A 14,298-nucleotide genomic window follows, 5' to 3' on the forward strand; every position below is an offset into this window, starting at 1 on the left:
TGCGAGGCGCTCTTTGACGTTTTAAGATTCTCGTTTCCGGCTGATCAACCGTGCCGTCCTGAGCAAGGACGGGAGCAGTTTCCGACGCTTGCGGATGGCCAAATATCTGGCTTCCCACGTCGGTGTGAACTTTCGTTTGAATTGACGGAGCCCGCTGAACGGATAGATGTAACTGATGTTCTCGAAGATGTCGGCCGCAATCCGCTCCGGCCAGTACGCGAACGGTTGCTCCCCGACCGAAGCGAGCGGCGCCATGCCGAGGCCGACATGGGCGTAGTTGTTGGCCCGTGCCCACTCGATCACGTGCAGAATCAGCACTTCAATCGAGCCGGGCGGAGCGTCAGCCCCAGAGCGCATCAAATCGATGGAGACGGTGTCGCGGCCCCGTAGCAAGGTGATGAAGGCGACGACGGCACCCGTCTCATCCCGGAGGAGCGCCAGCGGATAGTGCGCGAGCGCCTGTTCATGAAAGAACCCGAGCGAGAAGCCTTTCTCGCTTCGATTGCCGAGCCAGTCGTCCGAGATGCGGCGCAGTGACGCGATCAGCTCGGGCGACGGGTCCATGACGATATCGGCCGTGTAGCCCCGCTTCGTGAATTGGTTATGGAGCGAGCGCATGTTGGCGCGTTTTTTGCCGGTGAGCGAGAACGTGGCGACGTCGACCGTCGCCTCTTCACCGAGCTTGAAGAACGTGAATCCGGCGTCGTGCAGGCGCGGCATCCAATCCGGAGTGACTTGATAAAAGAGCGGGATATAGCCGAGGCGATCCGTCTCTTCGATAAAGGCGAGCAAAAGGTGTGACGCGGCGTCTCGCGCGCCTTGCACATCTCCGAGGACGATAGCGTGATTGCCGGACACGGCGAACAAGAGACACGCCTCGTCGTCCGGGCCATAATAGACGAGCTTGTCGTTCATATAGGCCAAATCGAACGCGCTCGTCGTCGCATGGGTGGCTTGAAACGCTGCGAAGCGGGACGGTTCGAACGACGTGCCGAGCTTCGGACGTTTCAACCGGTTGAACAGGGTGAGCATGCCGATCAACAACAGTCCGGACAAGACGACGGCAGCGATACTCAACCCGGCGGCTGCGTCCGGGTCGAAGAAAATCGTGTCGGTCTGACTGAACGACTGCAGCAGGAACGCGTGCGTGCCGACGTAGAGGCCGACATAGGCGATGTTGCGCACGAAACGGCTGACGGTCACGATAGAGCGATAGCGCTTGTGCTGGGTCCGGGTCAACCAGACGAACAGGGCGAACCCGCCGACGACGAACGCTTCAAACAGGTTGAAGCCGCGCGCGATGACACCGATACCGGCGACGACACAGGCGACCCCGACGAGCCAGAGCACACGCTTCGTCCGAATGTACATCCCGAACGTGGTCAGTAGCGTCAACAGACCGGCCGTGAACAGCGCGAGCGTGCCAATCCACTGTAACCAGAGGGCGGTCGAATAGAGCGGTGACACGCTCGGTAACAGCGTCTGGAACCACAAGACGAGGCTCGTCATCAATGCGATCAGGCTTCCGGCGAGCCGTCCGGTCTTGGCGAGTGTGCGCGACACGATGCGCCAGACGACGGTTCCGATTTCATAAGACGACCCGATGATCGGCTTATACTCGATCTGTTTGACGACCTGGTCCCCGAAGACGAGAGCCGCCAAGAACAGGCCGATCATGAACGGGACGATGAAGTAGACAAAGCGATAGACGATCAAAGAAGACAAAACAATCTCTTGGTCGATGCCGAGCTGGGTCATCCCGACGAGGTATAATAGATCAAACGAACCAACACCACCCGGGACGAGCGAGACGACCCCGACGATAGTCGCGACGATGAAGACACCCATCATGGCTGTGAGCGGTGCTTCGCCTCCGAGCAAATGCAGGGCATACAAGGCGACGAGTCCGGCCGTCACCCATTCGGCGAGCGACGTCGCGATATAGCCGAGCAATGTCGTCCAATCTAAGTTCGAGCGTTTCCGCGTCACGTATATGTAGAGCGGCAGGACGGCGAGTGTCGCGAGGAGCACGGGCCAAATCCATTGTTTCGTTCCGGTGAGCACGCCGGCCGGGAAAAGTCCGATGAGCACTCCTGCGGCAAGCAGCGACAAGCCGCTGATGAGCGTCGGGGTCATCCAACCGATGGCCCGGAGCAAACGCTTCGTATCCGTATACGGTCGATACAGCGATGTCCGGAGCGCGATGCCGATGACGCCGCCAAACCCGATCATGCCGTTCATCGCGTTAGTGATCCATGCCGCGCGAAGCAGCTTCGAGAGCGGGAGCTGGACGTCGAGCGAGCGCAGTAGAAAGTAGTCGTATCCGGTCATCGTCAAAACGGCGACGAGTCCGAGTCCGATCAAGGCAATCTGTTCGAAGCCCGTCAACGCCTCTAACGTTTGAAACGCCGCGGCGAGCGACAGGTTTTGGAGCTCCTGACCGCTCTGATAAAGAATCAATCCAATCAATAGGAATGGAAGCAACCATTTCAGTTGTTTCCAGGAAAATCGCTTTTGCATCGTATGTGCTCCTTCTGACAAACTCTCGAAATCTTGATTAGCTAAAGTGTACTCAATCGAGTCGCGTAATCATAGTACGAGTCAAAGGGGGAGACGGATTCAAAATCAATGAGATTCGTGAATCGCGGGAATGTAGACTGTAAGGGCAAGAAACAGGACGAGTGAACGAAAATCAATCTGATACATTGGAACAAAGGGGGTGGACTGAGATGCTGACGTTTGAAGAGAAGTGGGAGAAAGTGCTCGCCTGTGACGCGGCGTATGACGGACAGTTTTATACCGCGGTCAAGACGACCGGGATTTACTGTCGGCCCTCGTGCCGCTCGCGAAAGCCAAAGCGGGAGAATGTCGATTTTTATGAGACGAAAGCGGAAGTGGAGTCGTTCGGTTTTCGGCCGTGCAAACGATGTCAGCCCGAGGTCGACCGTAGTCCGGCGAGCGCGCTCGTCCATGACGTGACGGCGTTCGTGCTCACGCATTACAAACGGCCGCTCAAGCTTGAGGAGATTGCCGAGCACGTCAGCTTGAGCCCGTTCTATGTCGAGCGGACGTTCACGCAAGCGACGGGCGAGACGCCGCGCCGTCTGCTCGAAAAGGTTCGCATCGACAAGGCGGCCCATCTGTTGCGGACGACGGACATGAGCAATCTCGCCATCTGTTATGAGGTCGGCTTTCAAACCCCATCCAACTTTTATCGCGTCTTCCGACGGCTCAAGGGTTGTTCACCGAGCATGTATCGAAAGGGGGGAGCCGATGAGTCGCTCATCGTTCGAGATTCACGTCACCGCTCCGTTTGATTTTCAACAATGTCTGCAATTTTTGCGACGCTCTGACGATGAAGTGATGCATGTCGCAAGTCAAACGTCCGTCTCAAAGCTGTTCGATGTGGACGGACGATTGCTGCTAGGGGATATCATGGAGACGGCTCACGGCCTCGTCATCGCGTTCCCGGAAGACGACATCGAGAGCTCGGAACAGAAACACGTGGAGCGCTACGTCCGCGACTGGTTCGACCTCGACCAAGACGTCGCGGCGTTCGTGCGGATGGCCGAGACGGATGAACTGTTACGTCCGCTCGTCCGAGAGTACGAGGGGCTACGCCTGATCGGGTTCCCGGACTTGTTCGAGGCGCTCGCGTGGGCCGTCATTGGCCAACAGATCACGCTGTCGTTCGCCTATACGTTGAAACGACGGTTCGTCGAGCAATATGGACCATCCCGTGAAGTGGACGGCGTGACGTACTGGGCTTTCCCGACCCCAGAGACGATCGCGCTCCTCGATCCGAGTGAACTGAGACAGCTTCAATTCAGTACCCGGAAAGCAGAATATATCATCGGCATCGCCCAGGAGATGACGGACGGACGATTGTCGAAACAGCAGTTACGCAACGAGTCACCCGACGTGATCCATGAACGGTTGCTGAGCTTACGCGGTGTCGGGGAGTGGACGGCCGCGTATGTAAGGATGAAGTGTTTCCAAGATTCGACGGCGTTCCCGGCTGCGGACGCTGGTCTGCATCAGGCATTGAAGCATCATCTCGGGCGAAGCGACAAATTGACGGCAGACGAAGTGAGGCAGTACGGGGAACGCTTTGCCGGGTGGGAAGCGTACGCCACATTCTATTTATGGAGGTCATTGTATGGAGACGTATAGACTGGACTATGTGAGTCCGATTGGAATTCTGGAGATGGTCGGGACAGAGACGGCCATCCGCTCCATCCTGTTCGTCGAACGCGATGATGTCCGCTTTGAAGCGGAGGAGATGACGCCGGACGTGTTGAAGACGTGCCACCGAGAAATCGAGGAGTATTTCAACGGACGTCGCCAATCGTTCACGTTCCCGTATGAGGTGCAGGGGACGGTGTTTCAACAGGACGTGTGGCAAGCGCTGGTCATGATTCCATACGCCGAGACGACCTCGTATCGCGAATTGGCCATGACACTCGGCCGTGACCGCGCCGTGCGGGCCGTCGGCAGTGCCAACGGGCGCAACCGGTTGAGCATCGTCATCCCGTGCCATCGCGTCATCGGATCGAACGGGACGTTGACGGGCTATGCGGGCGGCCTCTGGCGAAAGGAATGGCTGCTTCGACACGAGCAAACAAACGCATATCCGAGCCTGGCAAAAAAACATCTACCCCTCCATATCTGATACAATGGAGAAGTCCTATCGTGACGTCTGAATCGACGTAGTGGTCTAGGACGATTCTCGTCATTTAAGGGCGATTATTTGGAGGGTACCATGATAAAATTACTAGCAGATTCAACTTGTGATTTATCCGATGAGATTTTAGCAAAATATGAGATTGGCGTCGCGCCGCTCATCATCACGATTGACAATAAATCGTATGAGGACCGTGTCGACATCCAGCCCGATGAGTTTTACGGAATGTTGGAAGCGCTACCGGAATTCCCGACGACGGGGATGCCGAGCCCAGCGACATTTATGAAGCTGATGGAAGAGGCCGTTGAGAGCGGACATGACGAGATTCTTTGCATCTGTATGTCGAGCGGGACGAGCGGATCGTATCAATCGGCCGTGCTCGGAAAAGAATACTTCGAAGAGGCGCATCCCGATTCGACGGTGAAGATTCATATCGTCGACTCACGTTCGATGAGCCACGGGAGCGGCTGGTTGTTAATGAAGAGCGCCCAGATGCGTGAAGCTGGGGCGACGTTCGAGGAGCTCGTCGACTTCAACGAGAAGTACAAGCTGAAAGTGAAGCACTTCTTGTCGGTCGACGACTTGGACCACTTGATTAAAAGCGGTCGCATCTCGAACGCGAGCGCGATTATCGGCAAGCTGTTGATGGTCAAGCCGATCATGAGCATGAAGAACGGCAAAGGGGCCATCGTCGCCAAAGAGCGCGGAACGCGTAAAGTGCTCAAGCACTATACGGACGAGTTCATCAAACGCTGCGACAAGGACATCACCAACTTCGTCATCATCGGCTATACGTCGGATCAAAAGATTGCCGAGAACTTGAAGGCGAAGATTCAAGCTGAATCCGATTTCAAGGGCGAGATTTACCTTATGCAGATGGGCGTCTCGGTCGGGACACACGTCGGGCTCGGAGCCATCTCAATGTTCTTCGTAGAGAAATAAAACGAAAGCCGTCTCATCTGCGAGACGGCTTTTTCTGTGGATAACGTTATCCACAGGCAGGGACGGACCAGGCACGTTCCACAGACCAAGAGTTATCCACAATTTTAAGGCGATAGACGTCGGGATTGCTGAGATTGCGCCACGTGTCGAAGTCATAGCGGTTATCCACATGTTGAAGAAGCAACGCGAGCAGGTTGCCGTGCGTCACGAGGACGGTCGCACCGTTTATGTCGTCGAGTGGATCGATGACGCTCAAGATTCGCTTCGTCGCATCTTGACCCGACTCGGCACCTGGCACACGGAACGAGGCATCGGTGAACGAATGACGGAGCAGTTCGAACCAATCGTCGCGCGGTTCATGCGAGAGGATGCGCTCGCGCAACTTCGGCTCCGTCTCGAGGGTCAGCTGCTTGGATGTGGCGACCGGTGTGATTGAGGCGATGGCTCGCGTGTAGTCGCTTGAGATGATGCGATTGACGGGGATGTCTTGAAAAAAGTCAGCGAGGGCGAGTGCTTGTTGTTCGCCAGCCTCGGTGAGTGGGGCGTCCGGCTCTTGGCCAGTCGCCGAGCAATGACGGATGAGATAGAACGTAGACATGATGGATCCTCCTTCGTTATAGGGTCGGGTGCTTACCAGACGGTCAAACTCGTCCTCGTATCGTTGGCGTCGGTCAAATAGGCGACGTCCTCAAAGGAACGGGATAGGGCGTGCGTATAGAGTGATTCAATCATTTGTTGATTCTTGCAGTACATATCGACGAATGTGGAGTCCACGATGAGCAGGGCAAGGTCACAATGGCTATCACGAAACGCCTCATACGTCTCAATGTCTTTCACCGGTCCTTTCGAAAAGGCCTTTAAATTCGCGAAGATGAGATAGTGCTCATCCTGATGAATCAAATGAGAAAACGTTTCGCCATCTACCTCGGTCTCTTCAGGAAACAACGGTTGATGGAGGTCGCCGTTCTTCACACGATACGATTCCTCACCACCGACGAACCAGCTGTAAGAGGTGATATCGATGGGACTTAACATGTCGGCCAGAAAGCGTCCATATGTATTCGGGATTTTAAAACGGATGCCGCGCTTCACGGATTGCATTCCCCCCTTCAAAAGTTTCATGGATGAAATCCGTACTTAACCCTTATCAAACATCACAAAAGCGTTATAATCAATATAACAATTATAAACGGGGCGAGTCGGCGAATGGGGATTTACCGAATCGTCTCATACACAAATCCAGGGGAGAAGGATGGGGTTTTCATGAGCAGTGTTCAAAAGAGAACAGACGTCATTTTGATTGGTGCAGGCATCATGAGTGCGACGCTCGGGTCGCTTTTTAAAGAGCTCGTACCAGAGTGGGAAGTCAAAGTGTTTGAGAAGCTCGAAAGTGCAGGGGAAGAGAGTTCGAACGAATGGAACAACGCCGGGACGGGACATGCCGCCCTCTGCGAGTTGAACTATACGACCGAGAAGCCGGATGGCACGCTCGATATCTCGAAAGCGATCAACGTGAACGAGCAGTTCCAAATCTCGCGTCAGTTTTGGGCGCATCTCGTCAACAAAGGCTTGATTCAAAATCCAGAAGCGTTCATCCGTTCGATTCCACATATGAGTATGGTCCTAGGCGAGAACGATGTCCGCTTCTTGAAGAAACGTTTGGAAGCGCTAACAAATAATCCGTTGTTTGAAGGGATGGTTTTATCGGATGACCCGGAACAACTCCGTGACTGGATGCCGATTGTCATGGAAGGACGTTCCGTCGATGAGCCGATCGCGGCGACGAAAATCGATTCAGGTACCGACGTCAACTTCGGTGCGCTTACACGTATGCTGTTTGACCATTTGACCGGCCAAGGCGTCGAGGTCAATTACAAGCATAGCGTCGAGGACGTGAAACGGTTGGCGAACGGATTGTGGGAAGTGAAAGTGAAAGACATCGAGGCGAACACGATCGAGACGCACACGGCGCCGTTCCTGTTTATCGGCGGCGGTGGCGGCAGCCTACCGCTCCTTCAAAAGACAGGCATCCCGGAGTCGAAGCACATCGGTGGATTCCCGGTGAGCGGTCTGTTCCTCGTCTGTAAGAACCGTGACGTCATCGAACAGCACAACGCGAAAGTATACGGCAAAGCGAAAGTCGGCGCACCGCCGATGTCGGTGCCGCACCTCGACACGCGCTTCATCGAAGGGCGCAAAGAATTGTTGTTCGGACCGTTCGCCGGCTTTACGCCGAAGTTCTTGAAGACGGGCTCGAACCTCGATCTCATCCAATCGGTCAAACCATACAACGTCGTGACGATGCTCGCGGCTGGGGCGAAAGAGATGCCGCTCACGAAATATTTGATTGAGCAGGTGCTCTTGTCGCACAACAAACGGATGGACGAGCTCCGCGAATTCATTCCGACCGCGAAGAATGAGGACTGGGAAATTGTCGTCGCCGGACAACGCGTCCAAGTCATCAAAGACACGCCAGACGGTAAAGGGACACTCCAGTTTGGAACGGAAGTCGTCAGCGCCGAAGATGGATCGGTCGCAGCACTTCTCGGTGCGTCACCGGGCGCATCGACGGCCGTGCACGTCATGTTAAAAGTACTCGAGCAGTGCTTCCCAAGCCGGATGCCGGAATGGGAACCGAAAATCAAAGAGATGGTGCCGTCTTATGGCGTATCACTCTCCGATCACCCGGAACTGTTCAAGACGATTCACGAATCGACAGCGATGGCGCTCGGCCTGAAAGAGAAAGGCGTCGTCCACAATTAAGCGAGTACAAGCGAGGATATGTTCATATTCTCGCTTTTTCTTTTCAGTTTTCGCATAAAAAAAAGACCTCTTCGCACGGAAGGGGCCAATCAAGTAGTGGCGACAGGTTCTTCGCTCAAATAAGCAGCAATTTGTTGATCGATAATTTCTTCCGATAATTCAAGCGCGAGCGAAAGTTCTTTCACGAGGATCGTTTTAGCGTTCTCTAGAATCTTACGGTCCTGTTCATATAACTTTTTGTTCAACAAGAGAGCTTCGCTTTGGCGGCGAGCAAGCGTGTTGATGACTTGAGCAATCTCGTGACGGTTACCCGAGTGCACGACGTTCAAGAATTCGCGATTGCGGTTGTTCGGATGGGGATTCCATTCGACACCCGGCGAGCGGAACGATTCGAGGATCTCTTTTGCTTCTTTCGCTTCAAGGAGCGTCAACATCATCACTTTATCACTATCGACGGGGATACTGATTTGCAACTTCTGTGCGTTATTGATGGGATGGAGCGTGTAGTACGACTTCGTCTCACCCGCGACCGTCATGTCGGAAATGTCGTCAATGCGGCAAACTCCGTGGGTCGAATAGATGATTAAATCACCAGTTTTGAACAAATCGATCACCTCTTCCTTTCATCAAGTATAGTAGTTCATGACACGAAATGTCAACTCGGTTGACATTTGAGGTGAGATATGACACAAAAAAATCCCTCCCAATCGTTAGGAGAGATTACAAATTCCAGTCGGCTTTCAACAACATTTTCAGTTGTCGGAACGCGTCATCACCGAGTGAATCGGCTATTTTTTGTTCGAGTTCGGCTTTCAGTGCCTCGTTCTGTTCGTAGCAACGGACCCCGAGCTCGGTCAGCTCGATACATTTATCTTTTCGACTCGTCGGATGATCGGTCACCGTGACGAGTTCCTTCGCTTTCAAGTTCTTGATGAGCTTATGGATCGCTTGACGGGAGATGTGGACGTTGCGTGTCACTTCGGCAATGGTCGGTTTTGTTTGATAAATCCGGGCGAGCACGTACCATTCGGAGTTGGAGATGTAGATATCGTGTTGCTCGTTCCAAGCCCGCTCGCTGATGCGGCGGATTTGGTCATGTCGCTCACTGAGGAGATCGAGGAGTCGTGTCGTCGGTTCTGTTGGAGTCAAATTGGTCACTCCTATTCGTTTTGTCGTTCCTAACTATACAAAAGCGGATGTGCCGCGTCAATGCGCGAAACGAGTTCACCATCCTCTGATAGGATTTGGCGGTTTGGGGAAAGAACAGAAACAGAGGAGGGACAATCATGCCGACACGTACCGATTTATTTCAACGCTATAAACAACATATTCTCGAACTGCCCGACCTGGAGGAGACGACACTGAAGAGTGAACCGTTCCTGCTCGAGGAGGACCCGAACAAGCAACTGACGATTTATTATGCGCCGTTCGAATACATCAACCCGAACGCCAAAGTCGTCATCGCAGGGATTACGCCGGGACTGTATCAAATGCGGCAATCGTTCGAGGCGATTCGTGATTTGGCGGACGCGCCCGACGAGGAGGCGCTCCGAGCTGTCAAACAACGAGGCAGCTTCTCCGGACCGATTCGCAAGAACTTGGTGACGATGCTCGACGACTTGGAGTTGCATCACCACCTTGGGATTCCGACGACGCTCGACTTGTTCGGCGAGGCGAACCATCTCGTGCAGAACACGGCGGTGTTGCCGTATCCGGTCTTTTATAAAGGGAAGAACTACAACGGGTCGAGTCCAGATATGTTAAAGACGGATTTATTTCGGTCTTATGTCGAAGGGGGTTTCGCCGACGAGATGGCCGTCCTCGAGGACGCACTCATCTTGCCGATGGGGATTAACGTCCATCGAGCCGTCGAGACGCTCGTCGACAAGGGCATTATCGCGCCAGAACGCGTCGTGAGCGGATTTCCCCATCCATCAGGGGGGAACGGCCATCGACATCGAATCTTTGCCGAGAATCGTGAATCGATGCGGCGCCATATCGCTGAGCATTTCAAACAGCACCCGTTAAAGTGAACCGCCACGTGCGGTTCTTTTTTTGTGAAGCACCTCACCTGACAAGTTTGCTTTAGTTCGCTAAAATGGGGTACGAGGTTGACCCAGTTTTCCCATGAGAGAAAGGAACCATCTATGATCACGTTAACGAATGTCAGCAAACAGTTCGGCCGCGACGCAGCCGTCCGTGACGTCTCGCTTCAAATCGAGCGTGGCGAGGTATATGGCATCATCGGCGCGAGCGGAGCCGGCAAATCGACGTTGCTCCGACTGATGAACCTGCTCGAGACACCGGATACAGGGCAAGTCACGATTGATGGCGATGAGTTGACGAGCCTGTCGAGTCGACAACTACGCGAGAAGCGTCACGTCATCGGCATGATTTTCCAACAGTTTAATCTCGTCGCGAACAAGACCGTCTATGACAACGTGGCCGCCTCGTTGAAGCTGGCCGGTCGACCGCGGGCGACGCATGAGGCCCGGGTGCTCGAGTGCCTTCGTTTTGTCGGGCTCGAGTCGTTCAAAGACAAGTACCCGGCGCAGCTCAGTGGCGGTCAAAAGCAGCGTGTCGCCATCGCGCGGGCGCTCGCGAACGAACCGCACGTCTTGTTATGTGATGAGCCGACGTCGTCGCTCGACCCGAACACGACGGCCGAAGTGCTCGGCGTGTTGAAGTCGATTAACGAGCGGCTCGGCGTCACCATCGTCATCGTGACGCATGAGATGGACGTCATCAAACAAGTGTGCGACCGCGTGACCGTCATGACGGACGGTTCGGTGTATGAGACGATTGACGTCATTCCGAGCGGGGTCGCAGACATCGACGACAATCCGTCCTGGTTCGTCAATCAACTGAAGAAGGCAGGTGAACCACATGCCTGAGGTGCTCCTGCAATATCAGACTGAGATTTGGCAATCGATCGGGGAGACGTTCATCATGGTCGGCGTCTCGATTCTCGCGGCCGTCCTGCTCGGTCTGCCGCTCGGGACGTGGCTCTATTTGTCACGGAAAGGGCAGCTGTTAGAGAATCGGGCCGTCTTCTCCGTGCTCAACTTGATCGTCAATATCGTCCGCTCATTCCCGTTCCTGTTACTCGTCGTGTTTTTGATTCCATTTACGCGGCTCATCATCGGAACGGCCATCGGGACGGCGGCGGCAACCGTGCCGCTCGCCATCATCGCCATCGCCCATTACTCGCGACTCGTCGAGCAGTCACTCCTTGACGTCCCGCGCGGCGTCGTCGAAGCGGCCGTGTCGATGGGGGCGTCCATCAAAGACGTCATCTTCAAGTTCTTGTACGTCGAGGCCCGTTCCGGTCTCGTCCTCGGGCTTACGACGTCAATCATTAGCTTCATCTCGTACTCGACCATCATGGGGGTGGTCGGGGGCGGTGGCATCGGTGACTTTGCCATCCGCTACGGCTATCAGCAGTTCAAGACGGAGCTGATGATGTATATGATTCTCATCATGCTCGTCTTCGTTCAGATGATTCAGTTCACCGGTACGACGGTGGCTCGGCTCATCGACAAACGCTAATTACCTAAAGAAAGAAGGAGAACTTATGAAAAAATTATTGGCGCTTTTCGCCTCACTCACACTCGTCCTCGCGGCGTGTGGGAACGATTCAGAAACGAACACGACGGAAGCCCCGTCAAACGAGCCGCAGACGCTCAAAGTCGCATCGCTCATCCCACCGATGACGGATATGCTTGAAATCGCGAAAGAGCAACTCGCAGAAGACAACATCGAGCTCGAAATCGTCGTCCTCGGTGACAACGTCCAACCGAACACGGCGCTCGCAGCAAAAGAAGTCGACGCGAACTTCTTCCAACACGTCCCGTACATGGAAGAGTTCAACCGCAGCAATGACGCCAACCTCGTCCCAATCGAACCGATTTACTTCGCCAACTACGGTGTCTATTCGAAAGAGTATGACAACATGGACGATATCCCGGAAGGCGCGACGATTGCCATCGCGAATGACGTCTCAAACATCGATCGCTCGCTCTCGTTGCTCGCACAGCACGACGTGATTGAGCTCGGTGAGAAGAACGGTTCGTATTACACGCAAGCCGATATCACCGAAAACCCGAAGAACCTCAAGTTCGAGGAAGTCGATTTGCTCATGCTCGCGCGTGCGTATGATGACGTCGATGCGGTCCTCATGACGCCGGCTTACGCGGCTCCACTCGGCTTGACGCCGAAGAGCGATGCTCTCTTGACGGAAGGTGTCGAGAACGACTTCGCCATCACGCTTGTTGCTCGTGAAGACAACAAAGATGAAGAAGCGATCCAGAAACTCGGCGAAGCACTCACAAGTGACGAAGTCCGCGCGTTCTTGGAAGAGAATTACGAAGAAACGGCGATTCCGGCGTTTTAACGAGAAAAGATTGAGCCCAGACGGCTCAATCTTTTTTTTAGTATTCCTCGTATTCTCTCGGGTCTTGATTATCGATACGGCCGTCCGGCTTCGTCAGGGCGTTGAGCGTCTCCATCTCGTCCTCGGTCAATTCGAAGTTGAAGACGTCGAGGTTCTCTTTTTGGTGCAACTCGCTCGACGAACGGGGGAGCGGGATGACACCGAGTTGGACGTGCCAACGCAGAATGACTTGAGACACGGTCTTGCCTTTTTGTCTTGCTAGTTCCGCAATCGTCTCGTCATGCGTGACGGTCCGGGCTCGGCTCAACGGACTCCATGCCTCAGTGATGATGCCGCGCTCTTTGTCAGCTTGACGCTGTTCCACTTGGGAGAAGTATGGGTGGAGCTCGATTTGGTTGATGACCGGTGTCTCACCCGTCTCCTCAATCAAACGGTCGAGGTGCTCAGGCATAAAGTTCGAGACGCCGATTGAGCGGATCCACCCGTTCTCTTTCGCTTGGATGAGTGCGCGCCACGCCTCCACGTATTTGTCTTGTTTCGGGTTCGGCCAATGCAACAGGAACAAGTCCCAATAGTCGAGGTTCGCCCGATAGAGTGACTCACGAATCATCTCGAGTGCATCATCATAATTAAAATATTGAGCCCGCAGCTTCGACGTCAAAAACAGCTGCTCGCGCGGGATGCCAGATTGGCGGACGGCTTCGCCGACGGCACCTTCATTGTCATAGCGAATCGCCGAGTCGATGAGACGATAGCCGTTGCGGATGGCGCTCGTGATGGCGTCGACGCCCGGTTCACCTCGTAAATAGACGGTGCCGAGCCCGATGGCCGGAATCTCGTAGCCATCATGTAGTTTAATGGTTGGGATGTTCATAAAATGCCTCCTCATTCAAAATCCGTTCTCTTGTCCGATATTCCACTCTCCCGGGGAATCAAACGTTTGAATCGGTTGGAGTAAACCAAAATGAAGTTGCCTATTTTCCTGTTTTTGGGATAATTGAAGAGAGGTGATGGGGATGAAGTGGTGGTGGATGTTCGGGATATTGGCCATTGGAGGAATGATGGTCGTAAATGAGGCTTGGTATGGAAACTCGGCGGCGTTTGGAACGGCGACCAGTATGATTATCGTGACGTTGATTGGCCTAAAGAGTTTAGAAAACCGATATCGGATAAGAATGGGAGTCATCTTTTCATTATTGATTGCTGGAGCGATTTACTTCGGGTTACCGCACTATTCGGTCGCTGAAGCGGAGTATCGCCTTCAACAAGAGTATAAGAACGTGAACTATGTGGACGGTGTTGGTGTGGTGAACGAAGGCTGGAATCCGTTCCAACCAAACCGTGTCTATTTATTTGAAATCGATTCTGGAGACAAAATCTTGTTTCTACCAGACTCGGGAGAAATTATAAAAACGCGTCCTCCAATATAAACTGTACCCTGAGTAGTAGACACTTAAAAAAGTCTATTGCTCAGGTTTTTTGTGTACACTGGACTAAATCATATTGGGAGTGAATT

At 53.9% G+C, this 14,298-nt stretch carries 16 protein-coding genes; 10 read left to right on the forward strand and 6 right to left on the reverse strand.

Annotation, left to right across the window (positions count from 1 at the left end; all coding sequences use genetic code 11):
* Positions 1–21 precede the first annotated feature (21 nt).
* A complete protein-coding gene (gene mprF / locus KNP68_RS12730) occupies positions 22–2,520 on the reverse strand; it encodes a bifunctional lysylphosphatidylglycerol flippase/synthetase MprF (protein ID WP_214756481.1) in 2,499 nt (832 codons plus the stop codon).
* A 209-nt stretch (positions 2,521–2,729) separates the two neighbouring features.
* Between mprF and KNP68_RS12735 the strand changes: the two genes are divergently transcribed.
* The 4 genes from KNP68_RS12735 (at position 2,730) to KNP68_RS12750 (ending at position 5,626) form a co-directional block, all read left to right on the forward strand.
* On the forward strand, positions 2,730–3,317 hold the full coding sequence (locus KNP68_RS12735) for a bifunctional transcriptional activator/DNA repair enzyme AdaA (RefSeq protein WP_214799794.1): 588 nt from the start codon (positions 2,730–2,732) through the stop codon (positions 3,315–3,317).
* A complete protein-coding gene (locus KNP68_RS12740) occupies positions 3,274–4,173 on the forward strand; it encodes a DNA-3-methyladenine glycosylase family protein (RefSeq protein WP_214799795.1) in 900 nt (299 codons plus the stop codon). Before KNP68_RS12735 ends, KNP68_RS12740 begins: the two co-directional genes overlap by 44 nt.
* Entirely contained in the window at positions 4,160–4,672 is a 513-nt protein-coding gene (locus tag KNP68_RS12745; RefSeq protein ID WP_214799797.1) for a methylated-DNA--[protein]-cysteine S-methyltransferase, read from the forward strand. Before KNP68_RS12740 ends, KNP68_RS12745 begins: the two co-directional genes overlap by 14 nt.
* Before the next feature lie 90 nt (positions 4,673–4,762).
* Positions 4,763–5,626 carry a DegV family protein gene (locus KNP68_RS12750; RefSeq protein ID WP_029596408.1) on the forward strand — a complete coding sequence of 288 codons (864 nt, stop codon included), beginning with the start codon at positions 4,763–4,765 and terminating at the stop codon, positions 5,624–5,626.
* A 46-nt stretch (positions 5,627–5,672) separates the two neighbouring features.
* Here KNP68_RS12750 and KNP68_RS12755 read toward each other — a convergent pair whose 3' ends face one another.
* On the reverse strand, positions 5,673–6,224 hold the full coding sequence (locus KNP68_RS12755; protein ID WP_214799799.1) for a histidine phosphatase family protein: 552 nt from the start codon (positions 6,222–6,224) through the stop codon (positions 5,673–5,675).
* A gap of 32 nt (positions 6,225–6,256) precedes the next feature.
* Positions 6,257–6,727 carry a DUF2691 family protein gene (locus KNP68_RS12760; protein WP_251131509.1) on the reverse strand — a complete coding sequence of 157 codons (471 nt, stop codon included), beginning with the start codon at positions 6,725–6,727 and terminating at the stop codon, positions 6,257–6,259.
* Between the two features lie 162 nt (positions 6,728–6,889).
* On the opposite strand from KNP68_RS12760, the gene mqo reads away from it, so the two are divergent.
* Entirely contained in the window at positions 6,890–8,389 is a 1,500-nt protein-coding gene (mqo, locus tag KNP68_RS12765; RefSeq protein WP_214799802.1) for a malate dehydrogenase (quinone), read from the forward strand.
* Positions 8,390–8,478: 89 nt separating this feature from the next.
* Here the strand turns inward: mqo and KNP68_RS12770 are convergent, their stop codons facing one another.
* Together KNP68_RS12770 and KNP68_RS12775 are read right to left on the reverse strand one after the other, a co-directional pair.
* On the reverse strand, positions 8,479–9,003 hold the full coding sequence (locus KNP68_RS12770) for a CarD family transcriptional regulator (RefSeq protein ID WP_029596405.1): 525 nt from the start codon (positions 9,001–9,003) through the stop codon (positions 8,479–8,481).
* A gap of 106 nt (positions 9,004–9,109) precedes the next feature.
* Positions 9,110–9,538 carry a MarR family winged helix-turn-helix transcriptional regulator gene (locus KNP68_RS12775; RefSeq protein ID WP_058765235.1) on the reverse strand — a complete coding sequence of 143 codons (429 nt, stop codon included), beginning with the start codon at positions 9,536–9,538 and terminating at the stop codon, positions 9,110–9,112.
* Between the two features lie 137 nt (positions 9,539–9,675).
* Here KNP68_RS12775 and KNP68_RS12780 point away from each other — a divergent pair, with 137 nt between their 5' ends.
* From KNP68_RS12780 to KNP68_RS12795, 4 genes are all read left to right on the forward strand, one after another.
* Entirely contained in the window at positions 9,676–10,422 is a 747-nt protein-coding gene (locus KNP68_RS12780) for a hypothetical protein (RefSeq protein ID WP_214799804.1), read from the forward strand.
* 114 nt (positions 10,423–10,536) lie between these two features.
* Positions 10,537–11,283, forward strand: a complete 747-nt coding sequence (locus tag KNP68_RS12785) for a methionine ABC transporter ATP-binding protein (RefSeq protein WP_214799805.1) — start codon at positions 10,537–10,539, stop codon at positions 11,281–11,283.
* Positions 11,276–11,938, forward strand: a complete 663-nt coding sequence (locus tag KNP68_RS12790; RefSeq protein WP_029596402.1) for a methionine ABC transporter permease — start codon at positions 11,276–11,278, stop codon at positions 11,936–11,938. Before KNP68_RS12785 ends, KNP68_RS12790 begins: the two co-directional genes overlap by 8 nt.
* Positions 11,939–11,963: 25 nt before the next feature.
* Positions 11,964–12,782 carry a MetQ/NlpA family ABC transporter substrate-binding protein gene (locus KNP68_RS12795; protein WP_021067914.1) on the forward strand — a complete coding sequence of 273 codons (819 nt, stop codon included), beginning with the start codon at positions 11,964–11,966 and terminating at the stop codon, positions 12,780–12,782.
* 37 nt (positions 12,783–12,819) lie between these two features.
* Here the strand turns inward: KNP68_RS12795 and KNP68_RS12800 are convergent, their stop codons facing one another.
* Positions 12,820–13,656 (reverse strand): aldo/keto reductase, encoded by an 837-nt coding sequence (locus KNP68_RS12800; protein ID WP_021067915.1) that lies wholly within the window; start codon positions 13,654–13,656, stop codon positions 12,820–12,822.
* A 142-nt stretch (positions 13,657–13,798) separates the two neighbouring features.
* On the opposite strand from KNP68_RS12800, the gene KNP68_RS12805 reads away from it, so the two are divergent.
* A complete protein-coding gene (locus KNP68_RS12805; RefSeq protein WP_214799807.1) occupies positions 13,799–14,212 on the forward strand; it encodes a hypothetical protein in 414 nt (137 codons plus the stop codon).
* Positions 14,213–14,298: the final 86 nt, after the last annotated feature.

The sequence above is a fragment of the Exiguobacterium sp. s50 genome (genome assembly GCF_018618175.1).
Classification (GTDB): domain Bacteria; phylum Bacillota; class Bacilli; order Exiguobacteriales; family Exiguobacteriaceae; genus Exiguobacterium; species Exiguobacterium chiriqhucha.

What these genes read in the sequence shown, in the direction of transcription:
- KNP68_RS12740 (WP_214799795.1), top strand. Translation starts at nt 3,274, where the DNA reads ATGAGTCGCTCATCGTTCGAGATTCACGTCACCGCTCCGTTTGATTTT.
- KNP68_RS12800 (WP_021067915.1), bottom strand. Translation starts at nt 13,656, where the DNA reads ATGAACATCCCAACCATTAAACTACATGATGGCTACGAGATTCCGGCC.
- KNP68_RS12790 (WP_029596402.1), top strand. Translation starts at nt 11,276, where the DNA reads ATGCCTGAGGTGCTCCTGCAATATCAGACTGAGATTTGGCAATCGATC.
- KNP68_RS12805 (WP_214799807.1), top strand. Translation starts at nt 13,799, where the DNA reads ATGAAGTGGTGGTGGATGTTCGGGATATTGGCCATTGGAGGAATGATG.
- KNP68_RS12780 (WP_214799804.1), top strand. Translation starts at nt 9,676, where the DNA reads ATGCCGACACGTACCGATTTATTTCAACGCTATAAACAACATATTCTC.
- mqo (WP_214799802.1), top strand. Translation starts at nt 6,890, where the DNA reads ATGAGCAGTGTTCAAAAGAGAACAGACGTCATTTTGATTGGTGCAGGC.
- KNP68_RS12735 (WP_214799794.1), top strand. Translation starts at nt 2,730, where the DNA reads ATGCTGACGTTTGAAGAGAAGTGGGAGAAAGTGCTCGCCTGTGACGCG.
- KNP68_RS12750 (WP_029596408.1), top strand. Translation starts at nt 4,763, where the DNA reads ATGATAAAATTACTAGCAGATTCAACTTGTGATTTATCCGATGAGATT.
- KNP68_RS12755 (WP_214799799.1), bottom strand. Translation starts at nt 6,224, where the DNA reads ATGTCTACGTTCTATCTCATCCGTCATTGCTCGGCGACTGGCCAAGAG.
- KNP68_RS12745 (WP_214799797.1), top strand. Translation starts at nt 4,160, where the DNA reads ATGGAGACGTATAGACTGGACTATGTGAGTCCGATTGGAATTCTGGAG.
- KNP68_RS12795 (WP_021067914.1), top strand. Translation starts at nt 11,964, where the DNA reads ATGAAAAAATTATTGGCGCTTTTCGCCTCACTCACACTCGTCCTCGCG.
- KNP68_RS12760 (WP_251131509.1), bottom strand. Translation starts at nt 6,727, where the DNA reads ATGCAATCCGTGAAGCGCGGCATCCGTTTTAAAATCCCGAATACATAT.
- mprF (WP_214756481.1), bottom strand. Translation starts at nt 2,520, where the DNA reads ATGCAAAAGCGATTTTCCTGGAAACAACTGAAATGGTTGCTTCCATTC.
- KNP68_RS12785 (WP_214799805.1), top strand. Translation starts at nt 10,537, where the DNA reads ATGATCACGTTAACGAATGTCAGCAAACAGTTCGGCCGCGACGCAGCC.